18 protein-coding genes, 3 rRNA genes and 1 pseudogene are annotated in these 25103 nt (G+C 69.0%); 19 read left to right on the top strand and 3 right to left on the bottom strand.

Translation table 11 applies throughout. From position 1 onward, the window contains the following. Nucleotides 1–22: 22 nt before the first annotated feature. Nucleotides 23–1876 (top strand): dihydroxy-acid dehydratase, encoded by a 1854-nt coding sequence (gene ilvD, locus ACE4Q9_RS14760; RefSeq protein ID WP_397984692.1) that lies wholly within the window; start codon nt 23–25, stop codon nt 1874–1876. Between the two features lie 34 nt (nt 1877–1910). Here the strand turns inward: ilvD and ACE4Q9_RS14755 are convergent, their stop codons facing one another. Next, a complete protein-coding gene (locus tag ACE4Q9_RS14755) occupies nt 1911–4064 on the bottom strand; it encodes a PQQ-binding-like beta-propeller repeat protein (RefSeq protein WP_397984691.1) in 2154 nt (717 codons plus the stop codon). A 145-nt stretch (nt 4065–4209) separates the two neighbouring features. Between ACE4Q9_RS14755 and ACE4Q9_RS14750 the strand changes: the two genes are divergently transcribed. The 4 genes and pseudogenes from ACE4Q9_RS14750 to ACE4Q9_RS14735 all read left to right on the top strand — a co-directional run. Beyond that, complete coding sequence (locus tag ACE4Q9_RS14750) at nt 4210–4464, top strand: peptidase (RefSeq protein WP_397984690.1); 255 nt, start codon at nt 4210–4212, stop codon at nt 4462–4464. 139 nt (nt 4465–4603) lie between these two features. Next, a complete protein-coding gene (locus tag ACE4Q9_RS14745) occupies nt 4604–5110 on the top strand; it encodes an EamA/RhaT family transporter (RefSeq protein WP_397984689.1) in 507 nt (168 codons plus the stop codon). 52 nt (nt 5111–5162) lie between these two features. Then, on the top strand, nt 5163–5933 hold the full coding sequence (locus ACE4Q9_RS14740) for a class I SAM-dependent methyltransferase (RefSeq protein WP_397984688.1): 771 nt from the start codon (nt 5163–5165) through the stop codon (nt 5931–5933). Nucleotides 5934–6059: 126 nt separating this feature from the next. Then, nucleotides 6060–6302, top strand: a pseudogene (locus tag ACE4Q9_RS14735) (ABC transporter permease); the annotation flags it as partial. A 106-nt stretch (nt 6303–6408) separates the two neighbouring features. Here the strand turns inward: ACE4Q9_RS14735 and ACE4Q9_RS14730 are convergent. Next, on the bottom strand, nt 6409–8391 hold the full coding sequence (locus ACE4Q9_RS14730; RefSeq protein ID WP_397984687.1) for a lamin tail domain-containing protein: 1983 nt from the start codon (nt 8389–8391) through the stop codon (nt 6409–6411). A 203-nt stretch (nt 8392–8594) separates the two neighbouring features. Here ACE4Q9_RS14730 and proC point away from each other — a divergent pair, with 203 nt between their 5' ends. The 14 genes from proC (at nt 8595) to ACE4Q9_RS14660 (ending at nt 23810) form a co-directional block, all read left to right on the top strand. Then, nucleotides 8595–9407: a pyrroline-5-carboxylate reductase gene (gene proC / locus ACE4Q9_RS14725; RefSeq protein WP_397984686.1), complete on the top strand. Its 813-nt coding sequence runs from the start codon at nt 8595–8597 to the stop codon at nt 9405–9407. 640 nt (nt 9408–10047) lie between these two features. Continuing rightward, nucleotides 10048–11572, top strand: a 16S ribosomal RNA gene (locus ACE4Q9_RS14720). 284 nt (nt 11573–11856) lie between these two features. Then, nucleotides 11857–14977, top strand: a 23S ribosomal RNA gene (locus ACE4Q9_RS14715). A 75-nt stretch (nt 14978–15052) separates the two neighbouring features. Beyond that, nucleotides 15053–15169: ribosomal RNA gene (rrf, locus tag ACE4Q9_RS14710) — 5S ribosomal RNA — on the top strand. Together the 16S, 23S and 5S rRNA genes form the textbook arrangement of a ribosomal RNA operon. A gap of 105 nt (nt 15170–15274) precedes the next feature. Next, complete coding sequence (locus ACE4Q9_RS14705) at nt 15275–16087, top strand: DUF3050 domain-containing protein (protein ID WP_397984685.1); 813 nt, start codon at nt 15275–15277, stop codon at nt 16085–16087. Nucleotides 16088–16096: 9 nt separating this feature from the next. Next, nucleotides 16097–16741 carry an HAD family hydrolase gene (locus ACE4Q9_RS14700; protein WP_397984684.1) on the top strand — a complete coding sequence of 215 codons (645 nt, stop codon included), beginning with the start codon at nt 16097–16099 and terminating at the stop codon, nt 16739–16741. 105 nt (nt 16742–16846) lie between these two features. Then, on the top strand, nt 16847–17593 hold the full coding sequence (locus ACE4Q9_RS14695; RefSeq protein ID WP_397984683.1) for a VC0807 family protein: 747 nt from the start codon (nt 16847–16849) through the stop codon (nt 17591–17593). A 23-nt stretch (nt 17594–17616) separates the two neighbouring features. After that, nucleotides 17617–18834: an MFS transporter gene (locus ACE4Q9_RS14690; RefSeq protein WP_397984682.1), complete on the top strand. Its 1218-nt coding sequence runs from the start codon at nt 17617–17619 to the stop codon at nt 18832–18834. After that, nucleotides 18785–19957 carry an acetoin utilization protein AcuC gene (locus tag ACE4Q9_RS14685; RefSeq protein WP_397984681.1) on the top strand — a complete coding sequence of 391 codons (1173 nt, stop codon included), beginning with the start codon at nt 18785–18787 and terminating at the stop codon, nt 19955–19957. The genes ACE4Q9_RS14690 and ACE4Q9_RS14685 overlap by 50 nt, the downstream gene beginning before the upstream one ends. An 89-nt stretch (nt 19958–20046) precedes the next feature. Continuing rightward, entirely contained in the window at nt 20047–20853 is an 807-nt protein-coding gene (locus tag ACE4Q9_RS14680) for a phosphatase (protein WP_397987218.1), read from the top strand. Nucleotides 20854–20982: 129 nt separating this feature from the next. Next, nucleotides 20983–21195, top strand: a complete 213-nt coding sequence (locus ACE4Q9_RS14675) for a helix-turn-helix domain-containing protein (protein ID WP_046417307.1) — start codon at nt 20983–20985, stop codon at nt 21193–21195. Nucleotides 21196–21328: 133 nt separating this feature from the next. Next, nucleotides 21329–21427, top strand: a complete 99-nt coding sequence (locus tag ACE4Q9_RS14670) for a 30S ribosomal protein bS22 (RefSeq protein WP_003948845.1) — start codon at nt 21329–21331, stop codon at nt 21425–21427. Nucleotides 21428–21644: 217 nt separating this feature from the next. Further along, nucleotides 21645–22706, top strand: coding sequence for an NAD-dependent epimerase/dehydratase family protein (locus ACE4Q9_RS14665; protein WP_397987217.1), 1062 nt, complete (start codon nt 21645–21647; stop codon nt 22704–22706). A gap of 24 nt (nt 22707–22730) precedes the next feature. Next, on the top strand, nt 22731–23810 hold the full coding sequence (locus ACE4Q9_RS14660) for a lysophospholipid acyltransferase family protein (RefSeq protein ID WP_397984680.1): 1080 nt from the start codon (nt 22731–22733) through the stop codon (nt 23808–23810). A gap of 62 nt (nt 23811–23872) precedes the next feature. On the opposite strand, the gene ACE4Q9_RS14655 is transcribed toward ACE4Q9_RS14660, so the two are convergent. Beyond that, entirely contained in the window at nt 23873–25084 is a 1212-nt protein-coding gene (locus tag ACE4Q9_RS14655; RefSeq protein ID WP_397984679.1) for a DUF5667 domain-containing protein, read from the bottom strand. Nucleotides 25085–25103 lie beyond the last annotated feature (19 nt).

Here is a 25103-nt window from a genome sequence, read left to right as displayed (position 1 = left end):
GTTCATCGAGGAGCGAGCGACGATGCCCGAGCTGAGGTCCCGCACAGTCACCCACGGCCGCAACATGGCGGGCGCCCGCGCCCTTATGCGCGCCTCCGGTGTACCCGGTGCGGACATCGGCCGTAAGCCGATCATCGCCGTCGCCAACTCCTTCACCGAGTTCGTGCCGGGCCACACCCACCTCCAGCCGGTCGGCCGGATCGTCAGCGAGGCGATCACCGAGGCGGGCGGCATCCCGCGCGAGTTCAACACCATCGCCGTGGACGACGGTATCGCCATGGGCCACGGCGGCATGCTCTACTCGCTGCCCTCCCGCGACCTGATCGCGGACTCCGTGGAGTACATGGTCGAGGCCCACCGCGCCGACGCCCTGGTCTGCATCTCCAACTGCGACAAGATCACTCCGGGCATGCTGATGGCGGCCCTGCGCCTGAACATCCCGACGGTCTTCGTCTCCGGCGGCCCCATGGAGGCCGGCCGCGCCACCCTGGTCGACGGCACCGTGCGCTCCCTCGACCTGATCGACGCCATCTCGGAAGCCGCCAACGACAAGGTCTCCGACGCCGACATCCTGCGCATCGAGGAGAACGCCTGCCCGACCTGCGGCAGCTGTTCCGGCATGTTCACCGCCAACTCGATGAACTGCCTGACCGAGGCCATCGGCCTCTCCCTGCCCGGCAACGGCTCGGTCCTCGCCACCCACACCGCGCGCAAGCAGCTGTACGTGAACGCCGCCCGCACGGTCATGGACCTCACCCGGCGCTACTACGAGCAGGACGACGAGACCGTCCTGCCCCGCTCCGTCGCCACCTTCCAGGCCTTCGAGAACGCCATGGCCCTGGACATCGCGATGGGCGGCTCCACCAACACGATCCTGCACCTGCTGGCCGCCGCCCAGGAGGCGGAGGTCCCCTTCGGCCTGGAGCAGATCGACGCCGTCTCGCGCCGCGTCCCCTGCCTCGCCAAGGTCGCGCCGAACGTGGGCAAGAACCGTACGTACTACATGGAGGACGTGCACCGCGCCGGCGGCATCCCCGCCCTCCTCGGCGAACTGCACCGGGCGGGCCTGCTGAACGAGGACGTGCACGCCGTGCACAGCCCCTCCCTCGCCGACTGGCTCAAGACCTGGGACGTGCGCGGCGGCTCCCCGTCCCCCGAGGCCGTCGAGCTGTGGCACGCGGCGCCCGGCTGCGTCCGCTCCGCCGAGGCGTTCTCCCAGTCCGAGCGCTGGGACTCCCTGGACGACGACGCCGAGGGCGGCTGCATCCGCTCCGCCGAGCACGCCTACTCCAAGGACGGCGGCCTCGCGGTGCTGCGCGGCAACCTGGCGGTCGACGGCTGCGTGGTCAAGACGGCCGGCGTGGACGAGACGATCTGGACCTTCGAGGGCCCGGCCGTGGTCTGCGAGTCCCAGGAGGAGGCCGTCCAGCGCATCCTCACCCAGGAGGTCAAGGAGGGCGACGTCGTCGTCATCCGCTACGAGGGCCCCAAGGGCGGCCCCGGCATGCAGGAGATGCTCTACCCGACCTCGTACCTGAAGGGCCGCGGCCTCGGCAAGAGCTGCGCGCTGATCACCGACGGCCGCTTCTCCGGCGGCACTTCGGGCCTCTCCATCGGCCACGCCTCCCCGGAGGCGGCCTCGGGCGGCACCATCGCCCTGGTCGAGGACGGCGACCGCATCCGCATCGACATCCCGAACCGCACCATCGAACTGCTGGTGGACGACGCCGAACTGGCCCGCCGCGAGCAGGCCCTGAACGGCGTGTACGCGCCGAGGGACCGCGACCGCAAGGTCACCGCCGCGCTGCGCGCCTACGCCGCGATGGCGACCAGCGCGGACAAGGGCGCGGTGCGGGACGTGAGCAAGCTGGGCTGACCGCCCCGCGACGCCCTCGTGACGCCCTTTCGTGTCACCAGGCCGACGGGTCCCGTCCGTCGAGGGCGAACACCGAACCGTCCGGGGCGGTCGCGTACACCTGCGGGGCGGCGAGCACCGGCGCGGCCCGCAGCGCCGCGACCCGCCCGGTGCCGTTCCCCGGCCGGGCCGGCGTCTGACCCGCGAGCCGCCCGCCGCGCGTGTCCACGGCGAGCAGCCGTCCGTCACCGGCCGAGAAGTACAGGTACCGGTTCCCGGCGACCAGCGCCGAGCCCCGGCTCACCGATGTCTCCAGGTGCCACAGCCGCTTGCCGGCCCGGGCGTCCACGGCGTCCAGACCGCCGTTGACGTCCAGCAGATAGACCACGCCCCGGCGCACGACGGCGTGGGCGTCCGGCCGGGGCGCGGGCAGCGGCACCCGTCGTACGGTCCGGGACGAGCCGTCGTACCGCACCACCGCGTCCGTGTCGCCGTACACCGGGTCGGCGGACAGGAAGAACACGGCGGAGTCCTCGGCGCCGACCGGTCGCAGCAGCCCGGTCAGCACCGTGTCCCAGCGCACCGCGCCGGTCTCCGGGTCGAACGCGACGACCCGTGTGCTGCGGCCGTCCGCGGAGGTGGTCGAGGCGTAGGCGGCGGCGCCGCCCGGATACCAGTCGACGCTCGGCCGGCCGGTGCCCGGCAGCCGCCGGCTCCACTTCGTCCGACCGGACGCGCTGTCCACGCCCGTGACCGTGCCGTCGGCGGCGGTGATCAGCAGTGTCCTGTCCGTGTACTGCGTCCCGGCGCCCGCGGGCAGGGCGCGCCGCCAGTGGGTACGGCCCGTGTCCGGATCGAGGGCCACCACGTTCCCGGCCGCGTCGCGCACCTGCGCGAGGCCGCCCGACACCGCGGGCGCCGCGCTCCAGTGCGCGCCGGTGAAGGGGTGCCGCCACAGCGTCCGGCCGCCGCGCGGATCGAGTGCGTACGCCTGCCCCGCGCCGGCGCACAACAGTGTGCCCGCGCCGACGGCACACCGGGGCGCGTCGCTCTGCCCGGCGACCGGCACCGTACGCCACCCCGCGAACCCGACCGCCGCCGTGCGCGGGTCCTTCGCCGCGGGGGTGTCGGCGCCGGGCCACCGCACCCAGGCGAAGGCCCCGCCGACGACCAGCGCGAGCACCCCGGCCGCGACGGCGGCGATCCGGCCGGGCCGCAGGGCGCGCCTCTTCGTCTTTGACGGCGCGCTCTCCGCAGCCCCTGGGCCCGTATCCCACGGGTCCTTCGCCGATACGTCACTGCTCCCGGGAACACCGCTGCTCCCGGAACCCGCCGGACCCGCCCCGCGCTGTGCCGGTATGAACGCCTGGGTGTCGTACGACGCCGCCACCGACCGCAGTTGCCGCATCAGCTCGTCCGGCGTCGGCCGCTCGTCCGGGTCCTTGGCCAGACAGCGCTCGATCAGCGGCGCGAGGGTCGCCGGCACCCCCGACAGATCGGGCTCGTCGTGGACGACCTGGTAGGCGACGATGTAGGGGCTGTCGGAGTCGAACGGCCCCCGCCCGGTCGCCGCGTGCACCAGCACCGAGCCCAGCGCGAAGACGTCCGCGGCGGGACCCACCTCCCGCGGCCGCCGGAACTGCTCGGGCGCCATGAACGGCGGCGTGCCGATCAACTTGCCGGTCTCCGTGCGCAGTTCGCTGTCCGTGGGCCGGGAGATGCCGAAGTCGATGACCTTCGGGCCGTCCTCGGCGAGCAGGACGTTGCTCGGCTTGAGGTCCCGGTGCACCACGCCCACGCGGTGTATGTCGCGCAATGCCTCCGCGAGCCCCGCCATCAGCCGCCGCAACTGCCCGGCGTCCAGCGGCCCGTGCTCCTTCACCTGCTCGGAGAGGGTCGGGCCGGGGATGTAGAGCGTGGCCATCCAGGGCCGTGCCGCCTCCGGGTCGGCGTCCACCACGGGCGCGGTGAACGCACCGCTGACCCGGCGCGCCGCGGCCACCTCCTGCCGGAACCGGCCCCGGAACTCCCGGTCCCGCGCGAACTCCGCGTGGACGACCTTCACCGCGAGCCGCAGCCCGGACGTGCTGCGGGCGAGGTGGACCACGCCCATGCCGCCGGAGCCCAGCCGGGACTCCAGGTGGTAATGCCCGGCGTACTCGGGCATGTCGTTCTCCGCGCTCGCTCCGGTGCTGCGCTGTGGCGTCATCGTCTGGACCGCCCCCCGTGCTCCTCGTCCGCGCGCGACGCACGGAGCCTAGTCGATGGCTCGTACGAGACCGAGGCGGCTTGCTAACCTCCGTTCGCATTCGTCGCTCCCCGCCTCCGGCGGGGCTTCACGGGGGAGAATCCGCATGTCCGTCCGCTACTACTCCGTCGCTCCGGGCGTCCGCGTCAACGTCCGCAGCGGCCCCGGCACCGGCTACGGCATCGTCCGCACCCTCGCCGAGGGTGCCCGGATCCCGATCTACTGCCAGACCTCCGGCACCACGGTCACCGGGACGTACGGCACCTCCAGCATCTGGGACAACATCAGCGACGGCGAGTTCGTGGCGGACGCGTATGTCCACACGGGCAGCGACGGCTACGTGGCGGACCGCTGCGGCTGACATGCGCCTGGCGAGGTCCCCCGGGTCCGGGGCGCGCTGACCCGGGCCATGCTCCGGCGACTGCCCGCCCCCGCCCCCGCCCTTGTCCCGCCCTCGCCCCGGCCGCGAGTCCGCCGGCGCCCGGCGCCATAATCGTCCCGTGAGCGACGAAACCGGCCCCCCGCGCGCCCCGGAGCAATCCGTCGGCGGACCCCGGCCCGAGCCCCTGCGCTTCTTCGGCACGTCCTGGGTGAACCACGACGACGGCTACGCGGCCCGCCGTGCCGGTGTCGCCGTCGGCTCCCTCGTCGCGGCGGTCGCCTCCTGCCTCGTGCTGCGCTTCGCCTACCAGGGCCTCCAGATCGCCGACACCGGTGCCTTCGTGACCGTCCTGGTCGTCGCCATGTTCGCGATCTGCACCGCGCTCGCCTTCGGCAACACCCTGGCCGGCTTCGGCAAGCGCCAGGACCCGCAGCGCCAGGCGTCCCTGCGGGGGCTGCTCGCCATCGGGTTCGTCGGCACCCTCCTCGCCTACTTCGTCCGCTCCCTCACCGAGGCTCCGGGCGAGAAGCTGCACCGCGAGGAGTACGAGAAGGCCCGCGCGGAATTCGCCGCACGCACCACCCGCCGCTCCGGCAACCCCGCGAAGAAGAAGCGCCACCGCTGAAGTCCGGGCGAATTCGCTGTCGTACCCGGCGCCCACCGGCGACCATGGCCGTATGACGACCACGCGCCCCGCCGAGTCCGACCGCGCCCACTCCTTCAACGCGGCCGCCGCCCAGTACGCCGCCAACCGCCCCTCCTACCCGCCCGCCCTCTTCGACACCATCGAGGAGGCGGCAGGCCGCTCGCTGGCCGGCGCGCGGGTGGCGGACGTCGGCGCGGGCACGGGCATTTCCACGAGCCTGCTGCACGCCCGCGGCGCGGACGTCCTCGCGGTCGAGCCCGGCGAGGGCATGGCCGCCGAGTTCCGCCGCGGCAACCCGGACATCCCCCTGGTCCGCGGCAACGGCAACGCCCTCCCGCTCGCCGACGCCGGCCTCGACTTCCTCACCTACGCCCAGTCCTGGCACTGGACCGACCCGGCCCACTCGGTGCCGGAGGCGCTGCGCGTGCTGCGGCCGGGCGGGACGCTCGCTCTGTGGTGGAACAGGAGCGCCCTGGACGTCGAGTGGGCCGCGGCGGCGTCCGAGCGCGTGCACCGCGCCGCCGGTATGGACTCCCAGCAGGCCAACCGCGACGACCGCGTGGATCTCGCCGACCCCAGCGGCCGCCTCGACTTCGTCAAGCACAAGCTGCGCTGGAGCCGCCGGGTCCCCCTCGACACCCACCTCGCCAACATCGGCAGCCACTCCCACTTCCTCGTCATGGACGCCACCGCCCGCGACGCCTTCCTGACCGAGGAGCGCGGCCACCTCCTGAAGGTCTTCCCCGACGGCATGGTCGAGGAGACGTACGACGTGCTCCTCCTGGTGGCCCGGACACACTGAGGGCCACCAGGCGCCGGGCCACCACGGCCGCGCCCCGCCGCCACCTGCCGCCCACTGCCGGACCGCGGCCGCATCTCCGGCAAGAAGGGCGCGCGGGCCGGCACTGGCGGCCGTCGGCACCGGGGCCCGGCCGTGATCTTCCCCCAGCTCCTCCTCTGCGGCCTCTTCACCCCCCGCTCCGCCATGCACCCCGTCATCAGCGCCGTCTCCGACGTCCTCCCCATGTCCTATGCCGTGGACGCCATGACCCAACTCCTCCACCACCGCGACCCGACTCCGGCCTTCGCCCGCGACACCCTGATCGTGGCCGCCTGCGCCCTCCTGGTCCTGACCCTGGGCGCCGCGACGCTACGACGCCGCACTCCATGACCGGACGGCCGCGGGACGGGAACGGCGCGGCCCCTGGCGGCCGGAGCGGACGGCCTTGGCCGCCACCGCCACCCCGTCCACCGGGAGCCGCGTCCCCGCCGGGAGTTCAGCAGGGGAAGGTGCCGCTGTAGAGGGCGTGGCCGTACGACGAGCTTCCGGAGCCGAAGCCGTAGATGCCGTCGTCGGTCCAGACGGCCTCGCGGGAGCCGGCGACGCAGGTGGAGGCCGGTGCGAGGGCGAAGCCCTCCAGGTTGTCGACGGGCATGACGGCCGGGTTGGTGTAGGTCACGTCGGGGACGATCGCGCCCGCCGCGTCGACCTTCAGGAAGGTGTGGGTCTCGCCGCAGGCGTTGTCGCAGGTGGCGACGATGCGCTGGGTCCCGGCGTCGAACGTCACGTCCACCACGGAGGTCTTGCCCGTGGAGATCGCGCCGAACGTGGTGAAGGTGCCGTCGGAGTTCAGGCCGTAGGCGTGCAGCGTGCCGTCCCACTCCAGGCCGGCGAAGAACAGGCCCGAGCCGTGCAGCGGGTAGTCCGCCGGGTTGTAGGCGGCGCCGGTGAGCGGGTCGGTCCAGCCGTTCGCGGTCAGCCAGCCGTCCGGCACGTAGGCGACGCCCTCGAAGCCGAGGTTGGCGTCGTCCTTGCTGCCGGTGTTCAGCTGCGGGAACTGCGCGGTCATGTCCCACTGGTGGACCGGGGTGAGCGTCGAGCCGGTGGCGGACGGGTCGAACTCCATGATCGTGTCCTTGGGGACCGTGTTCTTCGCGTTGTCGCGTTCGGAGGTCACGTACAGGTGGCCGTTGCCGCCGACCGTCAGGCCCTCGGAGTCCGGTTCGCCGGAACCGCCCGCGAAGCGGATCTGCTTGCCGGACGCGCTCCAGGACGGGTCCGGGATCCACTTGCCGTCGCTCTTGACCAGCTTGAACAGCCAGTTCTTGTTCTTGACCGCCCACAGCACCGACGGGTTCGCCGGGTCGAACGCCAGGCCGCTCAGGTCACGCCCCTCGGGCCCGGTGGACGTGGTGAAGGCGCACACGTTGTCGGCGATCGTGACGTCCTGCCCACCCGGCCACGCCAGGGTGCCGGCCGGAGCGGCGGCCGTACCGGTGGGCGCCTCGGGGGCGCAGCCGCTGGTGAGCGAGCCGCCACCGCCCAGCAACCGGCCCGTGCCGCCACTGCCGGTGCTACCTCCGCCGCTACCGCCGGGGCAGGTGTTCGCGCTCCCCAGGGAGGCGGTCGTGGACGTCTGGAACGCGCCGGTGCCGTCGGCGCAGCGCTCGTCCGACGGTTCGGCGCCACCGCTCGCCCAGGTCACCGAGTCGATGGTGTTCCCGTTGCCGTCGGTGAGGAAGACCGAGTCGTTGTCGCCCAGACCGAGGGTGGAGCCGAACGTGGCGAAGCCGCCGGCGGGGATGCTGGTCGTGCTCGGGGAGGAAGCGGAGATCGAGGCCGGGGAGTGGCTGGTGTCGCTGTCGACGTACTTCCACGATCCGATACCGACCGCGCTCGGACCGCCGTTGTAGAGCTCCACGGTGTCCGCGCCGTCCGAGGTGACCTCGTTGATCCGCACCTGACTCGCCGCCGGGAGCGAGGCGGGGCAGCCCGAGGCGTTCGCGGCGCCGAACGTGGTCGCCGTGGTCGTGGTGACCCATGCGCCGGTGCCGTCCCCGCCGCACCGCGCCATCGCCGGCTTCGCCTTGCCGGTGGCCCACTCGACGCGGTCGACGACCGTGCCGCCGGAGGTGTAGAGCACCAGCTTGTCCGAGTCGCCGAGCCCCTTGGGCGAGTCGAAGGTGACGAAGCCGTGGGCCGGTACGGTGCTCGCGGACGGGCTGAACGACTGCGGCGAGAAGCTGTCGTCGGCCACTTTCCAGCCGCTGATGCTCACCGGGGCAGAGCCGGTGTTGTACAGCTCCACCGTGTCGTCGCCCGACGAGGTGACCTCGTTGATCCGGACGTTCTGGTAGCCGGCCGGGTCCGCGGCCGCCGCGGGCTGGGCGGCGACCATCCCGGTGACGAGCAGTCCTGAAAGCGTCAGAGCAGCGGCGCACACGGAGGCGACGCCGGGACGCGGGTGCGAAGTAGTCACGAGGCAGGACTCTGGCGACACCATCTTGAGCCAGCGTGTACGCCGGCTGAATGCCACCTGCTGGCCACCGGAACGCCAGACGCGCATCCCCGCCGGGCAACGCGACGGCACCACCGAAACCGGGCCAGAACCCCGTCCCGGACCCGCCGTCCGCCACCCGGACGACACCCCGGCGCCGAACCGCCGGTGCCAGACTGATCCGCATGACCCAGAAAGTCGCAGTACTCGGCACCGGCAAGATCGGCGAAGCCCTGCTCAGCGGGATGATCCGGGCCGGTTGGGCCCCCGCCGACCTCCTCGTCACCGCCCGCCGCCCCGAACGCGCCGAAGAACTCCGCGCTCGCCACGGAGTCACCCCGGTCAGTAACACCGAGGCCGCCAAGACCGCCGACACCCTGATCCTCACGGTCAAGCCGCAGGACATGGGCGCCCTGCTGGACGAACTGGCCCCGCACATCCCCGCCGACCGCCTGGTCATCAGCGGCGCCGCGGGCATCCCGACCGCCTTCCTCGAGGAACGCCTCGGCAAGGGCACTCCGGTGGTCCGCGTCATGACGAACACCCCGGCCCTCGTCGACGAGGCCATGTCCGTCATCTCCGCCGGCACCCACGCCACCCCCGACCACCTGGCCACCGCGGAGGACATCTTCGGCGCCGTCGGCAAGACGCTCCGCGTGCCCGAGGGCCAGCAGGACGCCTGCACCGCCCTGTCCGGCTCCGGCCCGGCGTACTTCTTCTACCTGGTCGAGGCCATGACCGACGCCGGCATCCTCCTCGGCCTGCCCCGCGACAAGGCCCACGAGCTCATCGTCCAGTCGGCCATCGGCGCCGCCGTGATGCTCCGCGACAGCGGCGAGCACCCGGTGAAGCTCCGGGAGAACGTCACCTCCCCCGCCGGTACGACGATCAACGCCATCCGCGAGCTGGAGAACCACGGGGTCCGCGCTGCCCTCATCGCCGCGCTGGAAGCCGCCAGGGACCGCAGCCGCGAGCTGGCCTCCGGCACGAAGGACTGACCCTGGCCGAGTGGGACCGGCCGGCAGTTGACACGCCTCGGGGCCATCCGTAAGGTACTCCGAGTTGTCCGACGTGAGCGCCGACTCCGGTCGGTCCCCGGGCAGCCATTCCGCGAGCACCACCCATTCCGACGCCCCGGCGTCGAACTCTGTGGTGTGCGTATTCGCGAAATGAGGAATCCGCGTTCGAAAGAACGCAGCCCCCGATTAGCTCGGGGGCCCGGAATCCGCTAAAGTCTCACTCGTCGGAACGGCCCAACGGCCGGGAAGACAAGCCCCGCTGACTGGGGGTCAGACACCGAAAGGGTCTGATAGAGTCGGAACCGCCGGAAAGGGAAACGCGAGAGCGGGAACCTGGAAAGCACCGAGGAAATCGGATCGAGAAAAGATCTGATAGAGTCGGAAACACGAAGGGAAGCCCGGAGGAAAGCCCGAGAGGGTGAGTACAAAGGAAGCGACCGTTCCTTGAGAACTCAACAGCGTGCCAAAAGTCAACGCCAGATATGTTGATACCCCGTCTCCGGTCATCATGATCGGGACGTGGTTCCTTTGAAATAAACACAGCGAGGACGCTGTGAACGGTCGGACTATTCCTCCGATCGTTCCGCTCTCGTGGTGCTCACCGGATTACCGGTAAACATTCACGGAGAGTTTGATCCTGGCTCAGGACGAACGCTGGCGGCGTGCTTAACACATGCAAGTCGAACGATGAAGCCCTTCGGGGTGGATTAGTGGCGAACGGGTGAGTAACACGTGGGCAATCTGCCCTGCACTCTGGGACAAGCCCTGGAAACGGGGTCTAATACCGGATATGACCGTCTTGGGCATCCTTGACGGTGTAAAGCTCCGGCGGTGCAGGATGAGCCCGCGGCCTATCAGCTTGTTGGTGAGGTAACGGCTCACCAAGGCGACGACGGGTAGCCGGCCTGAGAGGGCGACCGGCCACACTGGGACTGAGACACGGCCCAGACTCCTACGGGAGGCAGCAGTGGGGAATATTGCACAATGGGCGAAAGCCTGATGCAGCGACGCCGCGTGAGGGATGACGGCCTTCGGGTTGTAAACCTCTTTCAGCAGGGAAGAAGCGAGAGTGACGGTACCTGCAGAAGAAGCGCCGGCTAACTACGTGCCAGCAGCCGCGGTAATACGTAGGGCGCAAGCGTTGTCCGGAATTATTGGGCGTAAAGAGCTCGTAGGCGGCTTGTCACGTCGGTTGTGAAAGCCCGGGGCTTAACCCCGGGTCTGCAGTCGATACGGGCAGGCTAGAGTTCGGTAGGGGAGATCGGAATTCCTGGTGTAGCGGTGAAATGCGCAGATATCAGGAGGAACACCGGTGGCGAAGGCGGATCTCTGGGCCGATACTGACGCTGAGGAGCGAAAGCGTGGGGAGCGAACAGGATTAGATACCCTGGTAGTCCACGCCGTAAACGGTGGGCACTAGGTGTGGGCAACATTCCACGTTGTCCGTGCCGCAGCTAACGCATTAAGTGCCCCGCCTGGGGAGTACGGCCGCAAGGCTAAAACTCAAAGGAATTGACGGGGGCCCGCACAAGCGGCGGAGCATGTGGCTTAATTCGACGCAACGCGAAGAACCTTACCAAGGCTTGACATACACCGGAAAGCATTAGAGATAGTGCCCCCCTTGTGGTCGGTGTACAGGTGGTGCATGGCTGTCGTCAGCTCGTGTCGTGAGATGTTGGGTTAAGTCCCGCAACGAGCGCAACCCTTGTCCCGTGTTGCCAGCAGGCCCTTGTGGTGCTGGGGACTCACGGGAGACCGCCGGGGTCAACTCGGAGGAAGGTGGGGACGACGTCAAGTCATCATGCCCCTTATGTCTTGGGCTGCACACGTGCTACAATGGCCGGTACAATGAGCTGCGATACCGTGAGGTGGAGCGAATCTCAAAAAGCCGGTCTCAGTTCGGATTGGGGTCTGCAACTCGACCCCATGAAGTCGGAGTCGCTAGTAATCGCAGATCAGCATTGCTGCGGTGAATACGTTCCCGGGCCTTGTACACACCGCCCGTCACGTCACGAAAGTCGGTAACACCCGAAGCCGGTGGCCCAACCCCTTGTGGGAGGGAGCTGTCGAAGGTGGGACCAGCGATTGGGACGAAGTCGTAACAAGGTAGCCGTACCGGAAGGTGCGGCTGGATCACCTCCTTTCTAAGGAGCAATAGCCGACTGCAAGCAAGTGTCTTGCACGGTTGCTCATGGGTGGAACGTTGACTACTCGGCACACTTCGGATGGATGAGAACGCTAGTACTGCTTCGGCGTGGAACGCGGATCTTGTCGGTGAAGGGTGTCGGGCACGCTGTTGGGTGTCTGAGGGAATGATCTGATCTTCTCCTCAGTCGCCGGCCCCAGTGCACTCGGACTCGTTGGTGGGTTCGGGGTGATGGGTGGCTGGTCGTTGTTTGAGAACTGCACAGTGGACGCGAGCATCTGTGGCCAAGTTTTTAAGGGCGCACGGTGGATGCCTTGGCACCAGGAACCGATGAAGGACGTGGGAGGCCGCGATAGTCCCCGGGGAGTCGTCAACCAGGCTTTGATCCGGGGGTTTCCGAATGGGGAAACCCGGCAGTCGTCATGGGCTGTCACCCGCTGCTGAACACATAGGCAGTGTGGAGGGAACGAGGGGAAGTGAAACATCTCAGTACCCTCAGGAAGAGAAAACAACCGTGATTCCGGGAGTAGTGGCGAGCGAAACCGGATGAGGCCAAACCGTATGCGTGTGAGACCCGGCAGGGGTTGCGTGTGCGGGGTTGTGGGATCTCTCTTCTACGGTCTGCCGGCCGTGGGGCGAGTTATAAACCGTTGATGTAGACGAAGGACATGCGAAAGGTCCGGCGTAGAGGGTAAGACCCCCGTAGTTGAAATGTCAGCGGCTTGCTTGAGAGACACCCAAGTAGCACGGGGCCCGAGAAATCCCGTGTGAATCTGGCGGGACCACCCGCTAAGCCTAAATATTCCCTGGTGACCGATAGCGGATAGTACCGTGAGGGAATGGTGAAAAGTACCCCGGGAGGGGAGTGAAATAGTACCTGAAACCGTGTGCCTACAAGCCGTGGGAGCGTCGGATGCAGCTTGCTGCATCTCGTGACTGCGTGCCTTTTGAAGAATGAGCCTGCGAGTTTGCGGTGTGTTGCGAGGTTAACCCGTGTGGGGAAGCCGTAGCGAAAGCGAGTCCGAATAGGGCGGTTGAGTAGCACGCTCAAGACCCGAAGCGGAGTGATCTAGCCATGGGCAGGTTGAAGCGGAGGTAAGACTTCGTGGAGGACCGAACCCACCAGGGTTGAAAACCTGGGGGATGACCTGTGGTTAGGGGTGAAAGGCCAATCAAACTCCGTGATAGCTGGTTCTCCCCGAAATGCATTTAGGTGCAGCGTCGTGTGTTTCTTGCCGGAGGTAGAGCACTGGATAGGCGATGGGCCCTACCGGGTTACTGACCTTAGCCAAACTCCGAATGCCGGTAAGTGAGAGCGCGGCAGTGAGACTGTGGGGGATAAGCTCCATGGTCGAGAGGGAAACAGCCCAGAGCATCGACTAAGGCCCCTAAGCGTACGCTAAGTGGGAAAGGATGTGGAGTCGCACAGACAACCAGGAGGTTGGCTTAGAAGCAGCCACCCTTGAAAGAGTGCGTAATAGCTCACTGGTCTAGTGATTCCGCGCCGACAATGTAGCGGGGCTCAAGCGTACCGCCGAAGTCGTGTCATTCACACAAGAAGCCCCAACGGGTGTGTGGATGGGTAGGGGAGCGTCGTCTGCCGGGTGAAGCAGCACCGGAAGGTAGTTGTGGACGGTTGACGAGTGAGAATGCAGGCATGAGTAGCGATTCACACGTGAGAAACGTGTGCGCCGATTGACTAAGGGTTCCTGGGTCAAGCTGATCTGCCCAGGGTAAGTCGGGACCTAAGGCGAGGCCGACAGGCGTAGTCGATGGATAACCGGTTGATATTCCGGTACCCGCTGTGAAGCGTCAAACATCGAGCATCGTGATGCTAAGGCCGTGAAGCCGCCCTGATCTCTTCGGAGTTGAGGGGAGTGGTGGAGCCGCCGGACCAAGCGGTTAGTAGGTGAGTGATGGGGTGACGCAGGAAGGTAGTCCATCCCGGGCGGTGGTTGTCCCGGGGTAAGGGTGTAGGCCGCAAGGTAGGTAAATCCGCCTTGCATAACGGCTGAGACCTGATGCCGAGCCGATTGTGGTGAAGTGGATGATCCTATGCTGTCGAGAAAAGCCTCTAGCGAGTTTCATGGCGGCCCGTACCCTAAACCGACTCAGGTGGTCAGGTAGAGAATACCGAGGCGTTCGGGTGAACTATGGTTAAGGAACTCGGCAAAATGCCCCCGTAACTTCGGGAGAAGGGGGGCCACGCCTGGTGACGATCTTTACGGTCTGAGCTGGGGGTGGCCGCAGAGACCAGCGAGAAGCGACTGTTTACTAAAAACACAGGTCCGTGCGAAGCCGTAAGGCGATGTATACGGACTGACGCCTGCCCGGTGCTGGAACGTTAAGGGGACCGGTTAGCTCCATTTCGGTGGGGCGAAGCTGAGAACTTAAGCGCCAGTAAACGGCGGTGGTAACTATAACCATCCTAAGGTAGCGAAATTCCTTGTCGGGTAAGTTCCGACCTGCACGAATGGCGTAACGACTTCTCGACTGTCTCAACCATAGGCCCGGTGAAATTGCACTACGAGTAAAGATGCTCGTTTCGCGCAGCAGGACGGAAAGACCCCGGGACCTTTACTACAGTTTGATATTGGTGTTCGGTTCGGCTTGTGTAGGATAGCTGGGAGACTGTGAAGCTCATACGCCAGTGTGGGTGGAGTCGTCGTTGAAATACCAGTCTGGTCGTGCTGGATGTCTAACCTGGGTCCGTGATCCGGATCAGGGACAGTGTCTGATGGGTAGTTTAACTGGGGCGGTTGCCTCCTAAAGGGTAACGGAGGCGCCCAAAGGTTCCCTCAGCCTGGTTGGTAATCAGGTGTTGAGTGTAAGTGCACAAGGGAGCTTGACTGTGAGACCGACGGGTCGAGCAGGGACGAAAGTCGGGACTAGTGATCCGGCGGTGGCTTGTGGAAGCGCCGTCGCTCAACGGATAAAAGGTACCCCGGGGATAACAGGCTGATCTTCCCCAAGAGTCCATATCGACGGGATGGTTTGGCACCTCGATGTCGGCTCGTCGCATCCTGGGGCTGGAGTCGGTCCCAAGGGTTGGGCTGTTCGCCCATTAAAGCGGTACGCGAGCTGGGTTTAGAACGTCGTGAGACAGTTCGGTCCCTATCCGCTGTGCGCGTAGGAGTCTTGAGAAGGGCTGTCCCTAGTACGAGAGGACCGGGACGGACGAACCTCTGGTGTGCCAGTTGTTCTGCCAAGGGCATGGCTGGTTGGCTACGTTCGGGAGGGATAACCGCTGAAAGCATCTAAGCGGGAAGCCTGCTTCGAGATGAGGACTCCCACCCACTTGATGGGGTAAGGCTCCCAGTAGACGACTGGGTTGATAGGCCGGATCTGGAAGCCAGGTGACTGGTGGAGGTGACCGGTACTAATAGGCCGAGGGCTTGTCCTCAGTTGCTCGCGTCCACTGTGTTGGTTCTGAAACCACGAACAACCAAAGTGCCGGTTGTTGATAGTTTCATAGTGTTTCGGTGGTTATAGCGTTAGGGAAACGCCCGGTTACATTCCGAACCCGGAAGCTAAGCCTTTCAGCGCCGATGGTACTGCAGGGGGGACCCTGTGGGAGAGTAGGACGCCGCCGAACAATCATTCCGGGAAACCCCCGCATCATTGGTGCGGGGGTTTTCTGCATTCCGGGGCAGGGCAATCGCAGGCAGTGTCCTCGGCGGAGTCATCGCGTTATCAGCGCATGACGATGTCCCGTTACAAGTCCTCCGTCGAGCATCCCGGCGTCCGCGCCCTCAAAGACCACATCGCGGGAATCCGCACCGAGGTGACCGCCCACCCCCTCTACACGAGCTTCCGCAGCCGCCGGGACGTCGCGGTGTTCATGGAGCACCACGTCTTCGCCGTATGGGACTTCATGTCCCTGCTGAAGAGTCTTCAGCGGCAGCTGACCTGCACCAGCGTGCCGTGGGTCCCCCGGGGCCCGGTCGCCTCCCGGCGGCTGATCAACGAGATCACGCTGGTGGAGGAGAGCGACGAACTGGGCGAGGGATTCACCTCCCACTTCGAGCTGTACCGGGCGGCGATGGGCGACGCCGGCGCCGACCCCGGACCGCTGGACGCCTTCCTGGACCTGATCCGGGCCGGCACCCCCGTCCCCAAGGCCCTCGTGGCCGCCGGGGCGCCGCTCCCGGTGCGGGAGTTCGTCGGCGCGACCTGGCACGTCGTCGAGACCGCCCCGGTGCATGTGCAGGGCGCGGTGTTCGCCTTCGGGCGCGAGGACCTGATCCCGGAGATGTTCGTGCAGGTCGTCCGCATCGAGGACCGCGACGGAAGCCTCACCCGGTTCAGGGACTACCTCCACCGGCACATCGAGGTCGACGCCGACGAGCACACCCCCATGGCCATGCGCATGCTGGTGGACCTGTGCGGTGACGATCCCCGCAAATGGGAGGAGTGCACGTACGCGGTGCACGAGGCGCTGCACGAGCGGGCCCGGTTCTGGGACGCCATCCTGCGGCAGCTCCGCGAGGGGGGCCTGGACTGCGGCTCTTAGGGTGGGGGAATGCGCTATGACCTCATCATCTTCGACAACGACGGCGTCCTGGTCGACAGCGAGCCGATCTCCAATCGGCACCTGGCGGCGTACCTGACCGAGCTGGGCGTCCCGACGTCGTACGAGGACTCCCTGCGCGACTACATGGGCGCGGCGATGCACCGGGTCCACGACCTCGTCCTGGAGCGCACCGGGCGGCGGCTGCCGGCCGATTTCGACGACGTCTTCCACGCGCGCGTCTTCGCCGCGTTCGAGCGGGAGTTGGCGCCCGTGCCGGGCGCGGCCGAGGTGCTGGGGAAGCTGGCCGCGGACGGGGTGCCGTACTGTGTGGCGTCCTCCGGGAGCCATGAGCGGATCAGGGTGGGGCACCGCGCCACCGGGCTCGACCGGTGGTTCCCCGAGGAGCGGATCTTCAGCTCGCAGGACGTCGGCAAGGGCAAGCCCGCGCCCGACCTCTTCCTGTACGCGGCCGAGCGGATGGGCGTCGCCCCCGAGCGGTGCGCGGTCGTGGAGGACTCCCCGCTGGGCGTCCAGGCGGCCGTGGCGGCCGGAATGGACGTGTACGGGTTCACCGCGATGACCCCGGCCGGGCGGCTGACCGGCGCGACCCAACTGTACGCGCGTCTGGGGGAGTTGCCCGACCTGCTGATATGACCCGCAGCATGACCGGTGCCATCCGCCGGTGCCTGACATCTGTCATGCCGTCGTCCGGACGAACGTTTCTACCGGGGGACCCCCGCCGGCCGGGAAGCTGAGGGCATGACGAAGAACACGGGGAACCACAGCCGGAACACGCAGCAGAACCCGAGCATGCTGGAAAACCTCAGGCCGCTCGTCATCGACGTGGTCCTGCCCCTCGGGGCGTACTACCTCCTCAAGGACGGCCTCGGCGCGAGCACCTTCGCGGCGCTCGCCTGGAGCAGCGTGGTGCCGGCGGTGCGGACCGTGTGGAGCCTGGTGCGCGAGCGCCGGGCCAACGGGCTCGCCCTGCTGATCCTCGCCGTCAACGTCATCTCCCTGCTGGTGAGTTCGGTCGCCGGGGACCCGCGGCTGATGCTCGCCAAGGACGGCGCGGTCAGCAGCACCGTCGGCATCGGCATCCTGCTCTCGGTCCGGCTCGGCCGGCCGATGATGACCACCGCGGTGATGCCCTTCCTGGTCAAGGGCGACGCGGCGAAGGAGGCCGCCTGGCAGCGGCTGACCGGCGGCAGCTCGGTGCGGTCCGCGGACTTCCGGCGGTACGAGCGGACGTTCTCCGTCGTCTGGGGCGTGGCGCTGCTCGCCGAGTGCGTCGCCCGCGTCGTCGGCGCGTACACCGTCCCCGTGGACACCATGGTCTGGCTCGGCACCGTCGTCCTGATCGGCACCATGGTGGTCGCCTTCCGGATCAGCGGGGTGCGGGGCGCGGGCCCGATGGAGCGCCTGCTGGAGACCGAGGTCGCCGCCGGTACCAACCCCGCTGAAGCTGAAGGAAATTCACCTTTGGCGATGTCTACCCACAAGTAAGCCGGGGCCCTACGCTCGCCGCCATGACTGAACTGCTGCGGCGCGGTAGGGCCTCGCTGGCGTTCGCCTTCTTCGCGCAGGGCGCCGCGTTCGCCCTGCTGGTGACGCGCATCCCCGCCATCCAGGACCGGTACGGCATCTCCGATGCCCTGCTGCCGGTCTTTCTGGCTGCCGTGCCGGTCCTCGCGGGCGTCGGCAGCGTCACCACCGAGCAGCTGGTCAAGCGGGTACGGCCCAGCCGGCTGCTGCGCTGGTCCCAGCCGGTGGTGCTGCTCGCGCTGCTGGCCGCGGGCGCGGGCGGGCGGGGGCAACTGGCCGCGGTGGCGGTCGCGCTGGCCGTGTTCGGGCTGTCGGTGGGGATGCTGGACGCCTCGATGAACATGCTGGGGGTAAGCCTCCAGCGGTCGTACGGGCGCAGCATCATGCTCAGCTTCCACGCCGCGTACAGCCTGGGCGGCATCGTCGGGGCCTCGCTGGCGTGGGCCGGGGCGCACTGGCAGCTCGCGCTGTGGGTGTCGTACCTGCCGGTGGTTGCGGTGCTGCTGCCGGCGACGCTGGTGGGCAGCCGGTGGTACGTCGACGGGGCGGCGGCGGCGCCGGTGGCGCAGGGGAGCGGCGGCGGGGGTGTGGTGTTCCGGCTGCTGCTGCCGCTGTGCCTGGTGATGACCTTCGCCTACATCGGGGACTCGACGGTCTCCAACTGGAGCGCGAAGTACCTGAAGGACGTGCTGGGCAGCTCGGAGCAGCTCGCGACGGTGCCGTACAACGTGTACATGGTGACCACGCTGGCCGGGCGGGCCCTGGGTGACTTCGGGGTACGGCGGTTCGGCGCGGCGGCGGTCGTACGGCTCGGGGCGCTGGTGGCGGCCGGCGGGTTCGCGGTGGTGGCCGCGGCGCCCGGCGCGTGGGTGGGGATGCTCGGGTTCACGCTGCTCGGGCTCGGGCTGTGCGTGCTGGTGCCGCAGACCTTCGCGGCGGCGGGGCGGCTGTTCCCCGGCGCGTCGGACGCGGCCGTGGCCCGCCTGAACATCTTCAACTACGTCGGATTCCTGGTCGGATCGCCGTTGGTGGGGGCGGTGGGGGACGCCTGGAGCTATCGCGGGGCGATGCTGCTGCCGATGGTGCTGGTGCTGGTGACGCTCGTGTACGCCAGGTCGTTCGCGACGAGCGGGGGCCGATACGGTGGCGGGTATGAGCGGCCGCGCACAGCTGATGTGGGACGAGGCAGTAACGGGCTATGACTTCGGCCCCGGTCATCCGATGGACCCGGTGCGGCTGGCGCTGACCCGGAAGCTGATCGGTGCCCTGGGGGTCGACCGGGAGCTGGAGGTCGTCGCGGCGAAGCCGGCCGGGCGGTCCACGCTGCGCCTGGTCCACCGGGACGACTACATCGAGGCGGTGCGGGCCGCGTCGGCGGACCCCGCGGCCGCGGACGGCTCGTACGGGCTCGGGACGCTGGACGATCCCGCGTTCGCCGGGATGCACGAGGTGTCCGCGCTGATCGCGGGGCAGTCGGTGGCGGCGGCGGAGGCGGTGTGGCGGGAGGAAGCGCTGCACGCCGTGAACTTCACCGGCGGGCTGCACCACGCGATGCCGGGGGCCGCGAGCGGGTTCTGCGTGTACAACGACGCGGCGCTCGCCATCGCGCGGCTGCTGGAGCTGGGCGTGGAGCGGGTCGCGTACGTGGATGTGGACGTGCACCACGGGGACGGGGTGCAGGCCGCGTTCTGGGAGGACCCGCGGGTGCTGACGATCTCGGTGCACGAGCATCCCCGTACGTTGTTCCCGCAGTCCGGGTGGCCGCAGGAGACCGGCGCCGGGGCGGGGGAGGGGGCGGCGGTGAACCTGCCGCTGCCGGCCGGGACGGGGGACGCGGGGTGGGTACGGGCGTTCCACGCGGTGGTGCCGGAACTGCTCGCGGAGTTCCGGCCGCAGGTGCTGGTCTCCCAGCACGGAGCCGACACGCACTTCGAGGACCCGCTCGCGCATCTCGCGGTCTCGCTGGACGCGCAGCGGGCGGTGCAGCTGGCGTGCCACGAGCTGGCGCACGAGTACGCGGACGGCAAGTGGGTCGCGCTGGGCGGGGGCGGTTACGCGGTGGTGGACGTCGTACCCCGCTCCTGGACGCATCTCGTGGCCATCGCGGCGGGGCGGCCGGTGACGCCGGAGACGGTGATCCCCGAGGGCTGGCGGCAGGAGGTGTACGCGCGGACGCGGGAGCTGGCGCCGCAGCGGATGACGGACGGCCGCTGGCCGGTCTCCTGGTCCTCCTGGGAAGGGGGCTACGACCCCGCGGACCGCCTCGACCAGTCCATCCTGGCCACCCGCCGCGCCGCCTTCCCCCTCCGGGGCCTGCTCCCCTAGACAAGCCCTGGGAGCGCGCTGGGAGCCGTTACGCCAACCGTGCGGAAATCTCCCGGTATTTCCCTTACGGGGTGCGTCGATCGGCCATTATCGCTGGCGTGTTGGCCTACCTGTCCGCCGTCCGGCTGGCCGGAGTCGTCGGGACGTCTCGGGAGCGGAGTCTGCTCAGGTACCGTCAGTTCGCGGTCCGGGACCCGCGGGTGCTGCTCGGGATCGACCCGCGAGGGGGCTGGGGCGAGCCGGAGCTGCTCGCGCTGATGGCGCGCAGGTGTGGTGTTTCGGCCGATCCCCGGTACCGCTCGGGGCCGGATGTGATCGATCCGGCGCTGACGCTCGCCGCGCTGGACGCCTTCGCGGAGAGGCTCGCGGCGGCCGCGCGGCGGCACGCGCCGGTCCTGCTCGGCACCGGGCACCCCCGCTCGCTGCTCGGTTTCTACGCCGTCCTCGCGGACGCCCTCTCGGCGGCGGGATGTGAGGTCCTCACCCCAGCGCAGGGTCGCTGTGTCGACATATTGACCCGGTTCGGTCTACGCACACACCGCATCGACTACGTACGACGCGTCGCGTTGGTGCGGGAAACCGAGGGCGGGCGCCCCGGTTGTGAGCCTGGCGCGCACTGCCATTCGCCGCTGCCGGTCCGGGTCGTCCTGGAGTCCGCCGCGGCCGTCGGCGGACCGCTGCCCGAGCTGGTCATCGGCGACCACGGCTGGCTCTGCGGCGCAGGTCAGCTGGGGTTCGAGGCGATCGGACCGGCCGACTCCGACGACCCCGCGCCGTTCGTCGGCCAGGCGGAGGGCGCCGTCCGCGTCGTCGTACCCCTGGACGACGGAGTCCGGTCTAGTCACTACCTGCCACTCACCCGCTACGTACTCAAACGCGCGTGTCTGTCACAGTAGGCCGCCGATGGGTGCACCTCTTCCCCACTCGCATCACCCGCCCCTAGTCTGGGGAGTGAGCACGCAGCGACGAAGAGTCACCGGAAGGGGAAGCCGGTGGCCGTCGAGTGCGGAAGGTGCAGGTGTGTCATGGCCGCAGCTGGCGAGAGGCCTCTGAACGAGGTTCAGTTCCTGACCGTGGCGGAGGTCGCCACGGTGATGCGAGTGTCGAAGATGACCGTGTACCGCCTGGTGCACAGCGGTCATCTGCCCGCGATCCGGGTGGGGCGGTCCTTCCGCGTCCCCGAGCAAGCGGTCCACGAGTACCTCCGCGACAGCTATGTGGGGGTGGAGACGGCCTGACGACCCCCTCCGGGGGATCCCGGAGACCCTCGATTACGACCTCAGCGCTCGGTTGGGTAGGCTAGCCCCTCGTAGGTCGTGTGGGCCCATGGCGCCCAAACAACCGAGTGATGAGAAGTGAGCGAGGGTAGTCGTGGGCTCTGTTATCAAGAAGCGGCGCAAGCGGATGGCCAAGAAGAAGCACCGCAAGCTGCTCAAGCGCACGCGCGTCCAGCGCCGCAACAAGAAGTAAGCGGCCGGCGCGAGAGCGTGTCCTGTGGCCCCCCATCGACAATGATGGGGGGCCACAGGTGTATCCCCGGTGGCCCGGTGGCGATCCGGCCGACTCCAGTCGGGGAATTTCCGTCACCTCGCGCATCGGGCGGTCATCACAGCGCGACATCCACCCGCTAAGTTGGCCCCGGCGGGGAACGCGGAACGTGAGATCCCTGGGAAGGAAGGCGCTGATCTTGGGCAAGGTCGTGCTCGTCACCGGGGTCGCCCGGCAGCTGGGCGGCCGGTTCGTGCGGCGGATCCAGCGGGACCCGGAGGTCGAGCGGGTGATCGCGGTGGACGCGGTGCCGCCCGCGCACCAGCTCGGCGGGGCCGACTTCATCCAGGCCGACATCCGGCAGCCGACCATAGCCCGCGTGCTCGCCGAGACCGGCGCCGACACCGTCGTACACCTCGATGTCACGGGCACCGCGCTCGGCGGCGGCAACCGGGCCACGGTGAAGGAGACCAATGTCATCGGCACCATGCAACTGCTCGGCGCCTGCCAGAAGTCGCCCGCGGTCCAGCGGCTGGTGATCAAGTCCAGCACCAATGTGTACGGCTCCGCGCCGCGCGATCCGGCCGTGTTCACGGAGACCACCCCGGCCAAGGCGCTGCCCAGCGGCGGGTTCGCGAAGGACACCGTCGAGGTCGAGGGATATGTGCGGGGGTTCGCGCGGCGGCGGCCCGATGTGGCCGTGTGCGTGCTGCGGTTCGCGAACATCCTCGGCCCGGCCGCGGACACCCCGCTCGCCTCGTACTTCGCGCTGCCGGTGCTGCCGACCGTGTTCGGGTACGACCCGCGGCTCCAGTTCGTGCACGAGGACGACGTGGTGGAGGTGCTGCGGCTGGCCTCGCACGAGCCGCGCCGGGGCACCCTCAACAGCGGCACCTTCAACATCGCCGGAGACGGGGTGCTGCTGCTCTCGCAGTGCTCCCGGCGGCTCGGGCGGCCGACCGTGCCACTGCTGCTGCCCGCGGTCACCTGGGCCGGCTCCCTGGTCCGTACGCTGGGTATGACGGACTTCTCACCGGAGCAGATCCGGCTGCTGACCCACGGGCGGGTCGTGGACACCGGCCAGATGCGCGAGACGCTGGGGTTCACGCCCCGCTATACGACGGCGGAGGCGTTCGCGGACTTCGCCCGTGGCCAGGGCGCCGGGCTGCTGCCGCCGGAGACCGTCGCCGGAGCCGTCGACCGGGTCGCCGCGCTCGCCCTGCCGGGCGGCGGCCGGCCCACGACGTACAGCGCCGACTAGCGCCAACCGAGGAGCGCGGTAACGATGGCGGACGCCAAGGTGATTCCCTTCGACGACGACCGGTCGCGGGGGAGCGGGAGCGGCAGTGGCCCCCAGCGGTCCGGGAGACGGCGGGGCGCGGCCGGCCGGCGCGGCGGTCGCGGCGACGCCGGGGCCGGGGAGCTGGGCGAGGTGCAGCGGCTGCCGGGTCGGGAACCGGCGCGGGAGGACGGGCCGGTGGGCGCGGACGAGCGGCCGGTGGAGCGGCCCGTACCCGACGGCGAGGGCGGTCTGGAGCGGCGGGTGGCGGCCGGGCTGTCGTTCCTGCGGCGCCGGCTGACCGGGGAGTACGAGGTCGACGACTTCGGGTACGACGCGGAGCTGACCGACCAGGTCCTGATGTCGCTGCTGCGACCGGTGTACGAGAAGTACTTCCGGGTCGAGGTGAAGGGCGTCGAGAACATCCCGGACAAGGGCGGGGCGCTGATCGTCGCCAACCACTCCGGGACGCTGCCGCTGGACGGGCTGATGATGCAGGTCGCGGTGCACGACCACCATCCCGCCGACCGGCATCTGCGGCTGCTGGCGGCGGACCTGGTGTTCGTGCTGCCGGTGGTGAACGAGCTGGCGCGCAAGCTCGGGCACACCCTGGCGTGCGCGGAGGACGCGGAACGGCTGCTGGAGCAGGGCGAGCTGGTGGGGGTGATGCCCGAGGGGTTCAAGGGCATCGGGAAGCCCTTCAGCGAGCGGTACAAGCTCCAGCGGTTCGGGCGGGGCGGGTTCGTGTCGACGGCGATGCGGCAGGGGGTGCCGATCGTGCCGTGCTCGATCGTCGGGGCGGAGGAGATCTATCCGATGATCGGCAACGCGAAGACGCTTGCGCGAGTGCTGGGCATTCCGTACTTCCCCCTGACCCCGACGTTTCCCTGGCTCGGGCCGCTGGGCGCGGTGCCGCTGCCGACGAAGTGGACGATCCAGTTCGGCGAGCCGATCCCGACGGACGGGTATCCGCCGGAGGCGGCCGAGGACCCGATGCTGATGTTCAACCTCACCGACCAGGTACGGGAACAGATCCAGCACACCCTGTACAAACTGCTGGTCCAGCGCCGCTCGGTGTTCTTCTAGCCCGCGGTGCGACGACGAGGGCGTCCCCGCTCGGGTGGGGACGCCCTCGCCGTCGCACTTCCCTAGTTCGCCTGGTCGTTGTCGATTCCCAGGCCCGGCAGGAGGCCCGGGAGGAGTGGCGGGAGGGTGACGTCGGGGGCGGTGGTCGGGGGTTTGGTGGTGGACGGGGTGCCGCTGTCGCCGCCGGACTTCGGCGGGTCGAGCAGGCCGCCGGTGCTGCCGCCGAGCAGACCGTCGTCGGTGCCCTCGCTGGCCTTGCCGGTCGGGTGCTCGGTGCTGGTGCGGCCGGTGGACGGGGCGCTGTGGTGCGGCGGGACCGACCGGTGGGTGCCGGGGGACGCCGGGCCGGAGCCCCGGTGCGTGCCGTCGCCGCCCGGCGAGGGCTGCTGCGGCAGCAGGGACTGGAGCGGGGCGACTTCCTGGTCTATGGCGTCGAACACCGACGACACCTGCTGTTTGACGTCCCCGAGCTGCACCGGCAGCTTGTCGCTGAGCGCGCTCCACGCCTCGCGGTGGTTCCGGGAGAACGCGGACAGCGCCTGGATCGGGCCCAGCTGGTCCGGATCGGCCTCATAGGCCGCGTGCAGCAGCCGGTGGCCCTCGGTGACGTCGTGCTGCATCCCGGACAGGGTGCGGCGGATCTCGCCGATGGACTCGTGGTCGAGATGGCCGCCGCGGCCCCGCTCCATCAGTCGGCGGGCCTCGCCGAGCCGGGTGGACGCCTGGTCGAGGTAGACCTGGCCGCGCTGATCCTCGCCGTTGCTCAGGTAGTCGAGCTTGAAGTCCTCGATGCCGCGTTTCAGTCCGTACAGCGAGTCGCCGGGCAGGGCGTGGGAGCTGGCGGCGGCGACCCCGCCGAAGGCCCCCGCGGCCACGCCCACGCTGAGTCCGCCGGCCGCGAGGCCCTTGGTCAGCCTGGTGCGCGGCCGGAGTTTGCCCAGCGGGCTCGCCCGGTGCGCGCCCTTGGCCTTGCGCTGACCCGGTACGGTCGGCTCCGCCGCCGCCCCGGTCCCCTCCTGGAGCATGGCCTCCATCGCGGCCACCAGCTGTGCGCGCTGGACGACCTTGACGTCGGGGTCGAGCTGCGGCCTGGGCAGCGCGCCGAGTCCGTCCGCGAGGGCCAGCAGGCGGCCCCGCTCGGTCAGTTCCTCGGTGGTCGGCGGGGAACCCGCCGGTTCGTCGGACTGCTCGGCCGCCGTGTCCCGGTCGGACTGCTCCTCCAGGGCCTGGGCGAAGGCGTTCGCCCGCCGGTGCGCCGATACGTTCGCGATCACTGGCGGCACCTCCTCTCGT

This window comes from Streptomyces sp. AM6-12, from assembly GCF_044327085.1.
Taxonomy (GTDB): Bacteria; Actinomycetota; Actinomycetes; order Streptomycetales; family Streptomycetaceae; genus Streptomyces.
Note: the sequence above shows the minus strand (reverse complement) of the source record. Positions and strands in the feature narration are given on the sequence as shown.

Excerpts from the sequence above, each read along its gene's own strand:
- ilvD (WP_397984692.1), top strand. The coding sequence starts at position 23 with ATGCCCGAGCTGAGGTCCCGCACAGTCACCCACGGCCGCAACATGGCG.
- ACE4Q9_RS14755 (WP_397984691.1), bottom strand. The coding sequence starts at position 4,064 with ATGACGCCACAGCGCAGCACCGGAGCGAGCGCGGAGAACGACATGCCC.
- ACE4Q9_RS14750 (WP_397984690.1), top strand. The coding sequence starts at position 4,210 with ATGTCCGTCCGCTACTACTCCGTCGCTCCGGGCGTCCGCGTCAACGTC.
- ACE4Q9_RS14740 (WP_397984688.1), top strand. The coding sequence starts at position 5,163 with ATGACGACCACGCGCCCCGCCGAGTCCGACCGCGCCCACTCCTTCAAC.
- proC (WP_397984686.1), top strand. The coding sequence starts at position 8,595 with ATGACCCAGAAAGTCGCAGTACTCGGCACCGGCAAGATCGGCGAAGCC.
- ACE4Q9_RS14705 (WP_397984685.1), top strand. The coding sequence starts at position 15,275 with ATGACGATGTCCCGTTACAAGTCCTCCGTCGAGCATCCCGGCGTCCGC.
- ACE4Q9_RS14700 (WP_397984684.1), top strand. The coding sequence starts at position 16,097 with ATGCGCTATGACCTCATCATCTTCGACAACGACGGCGTCCTGGTCGAC.
- ACE4Q9_RS14695 (WP_397984683.1), top strand. The coding sequence starts at position 16,847 with ATGACGAAGAACACGGGGAACCACAGCCGGAACACGCAGCAGAACCCG.
- ACE4Q9_RS14690 (WP_397984682.1), top strand. The coding sequence starts at position 17,617 with ATGACTGAACTGCTGCGGCGCGGTAGGGCCTCGCTGGCGTTCGCCTTC.
- ACE4Q9_RS14685 (WP_397984681.1), top strand. The coding sequence starts at position 18,785 with ATGAGCGGCCGCGCACAGCTGATGTGGGACGAGGCAGTAACGGGCTAT.
- ACE4Q9_RS14675 (WP_046417307.1), top strand. The coding sequence starts at position 20,983 with ATGGCCGCAGCTGGCGAGAGGCCTCTGAACGAGGTTCAGTTCCTGACC.
- ACE4Q9_RS14660 (WP_397984680.1), top strand. The coding sequence starts at position 22,731 with ATGGCGGACGCCAAGGTGATTCCCTTCGACGACGACCGGTCGCGGGGG.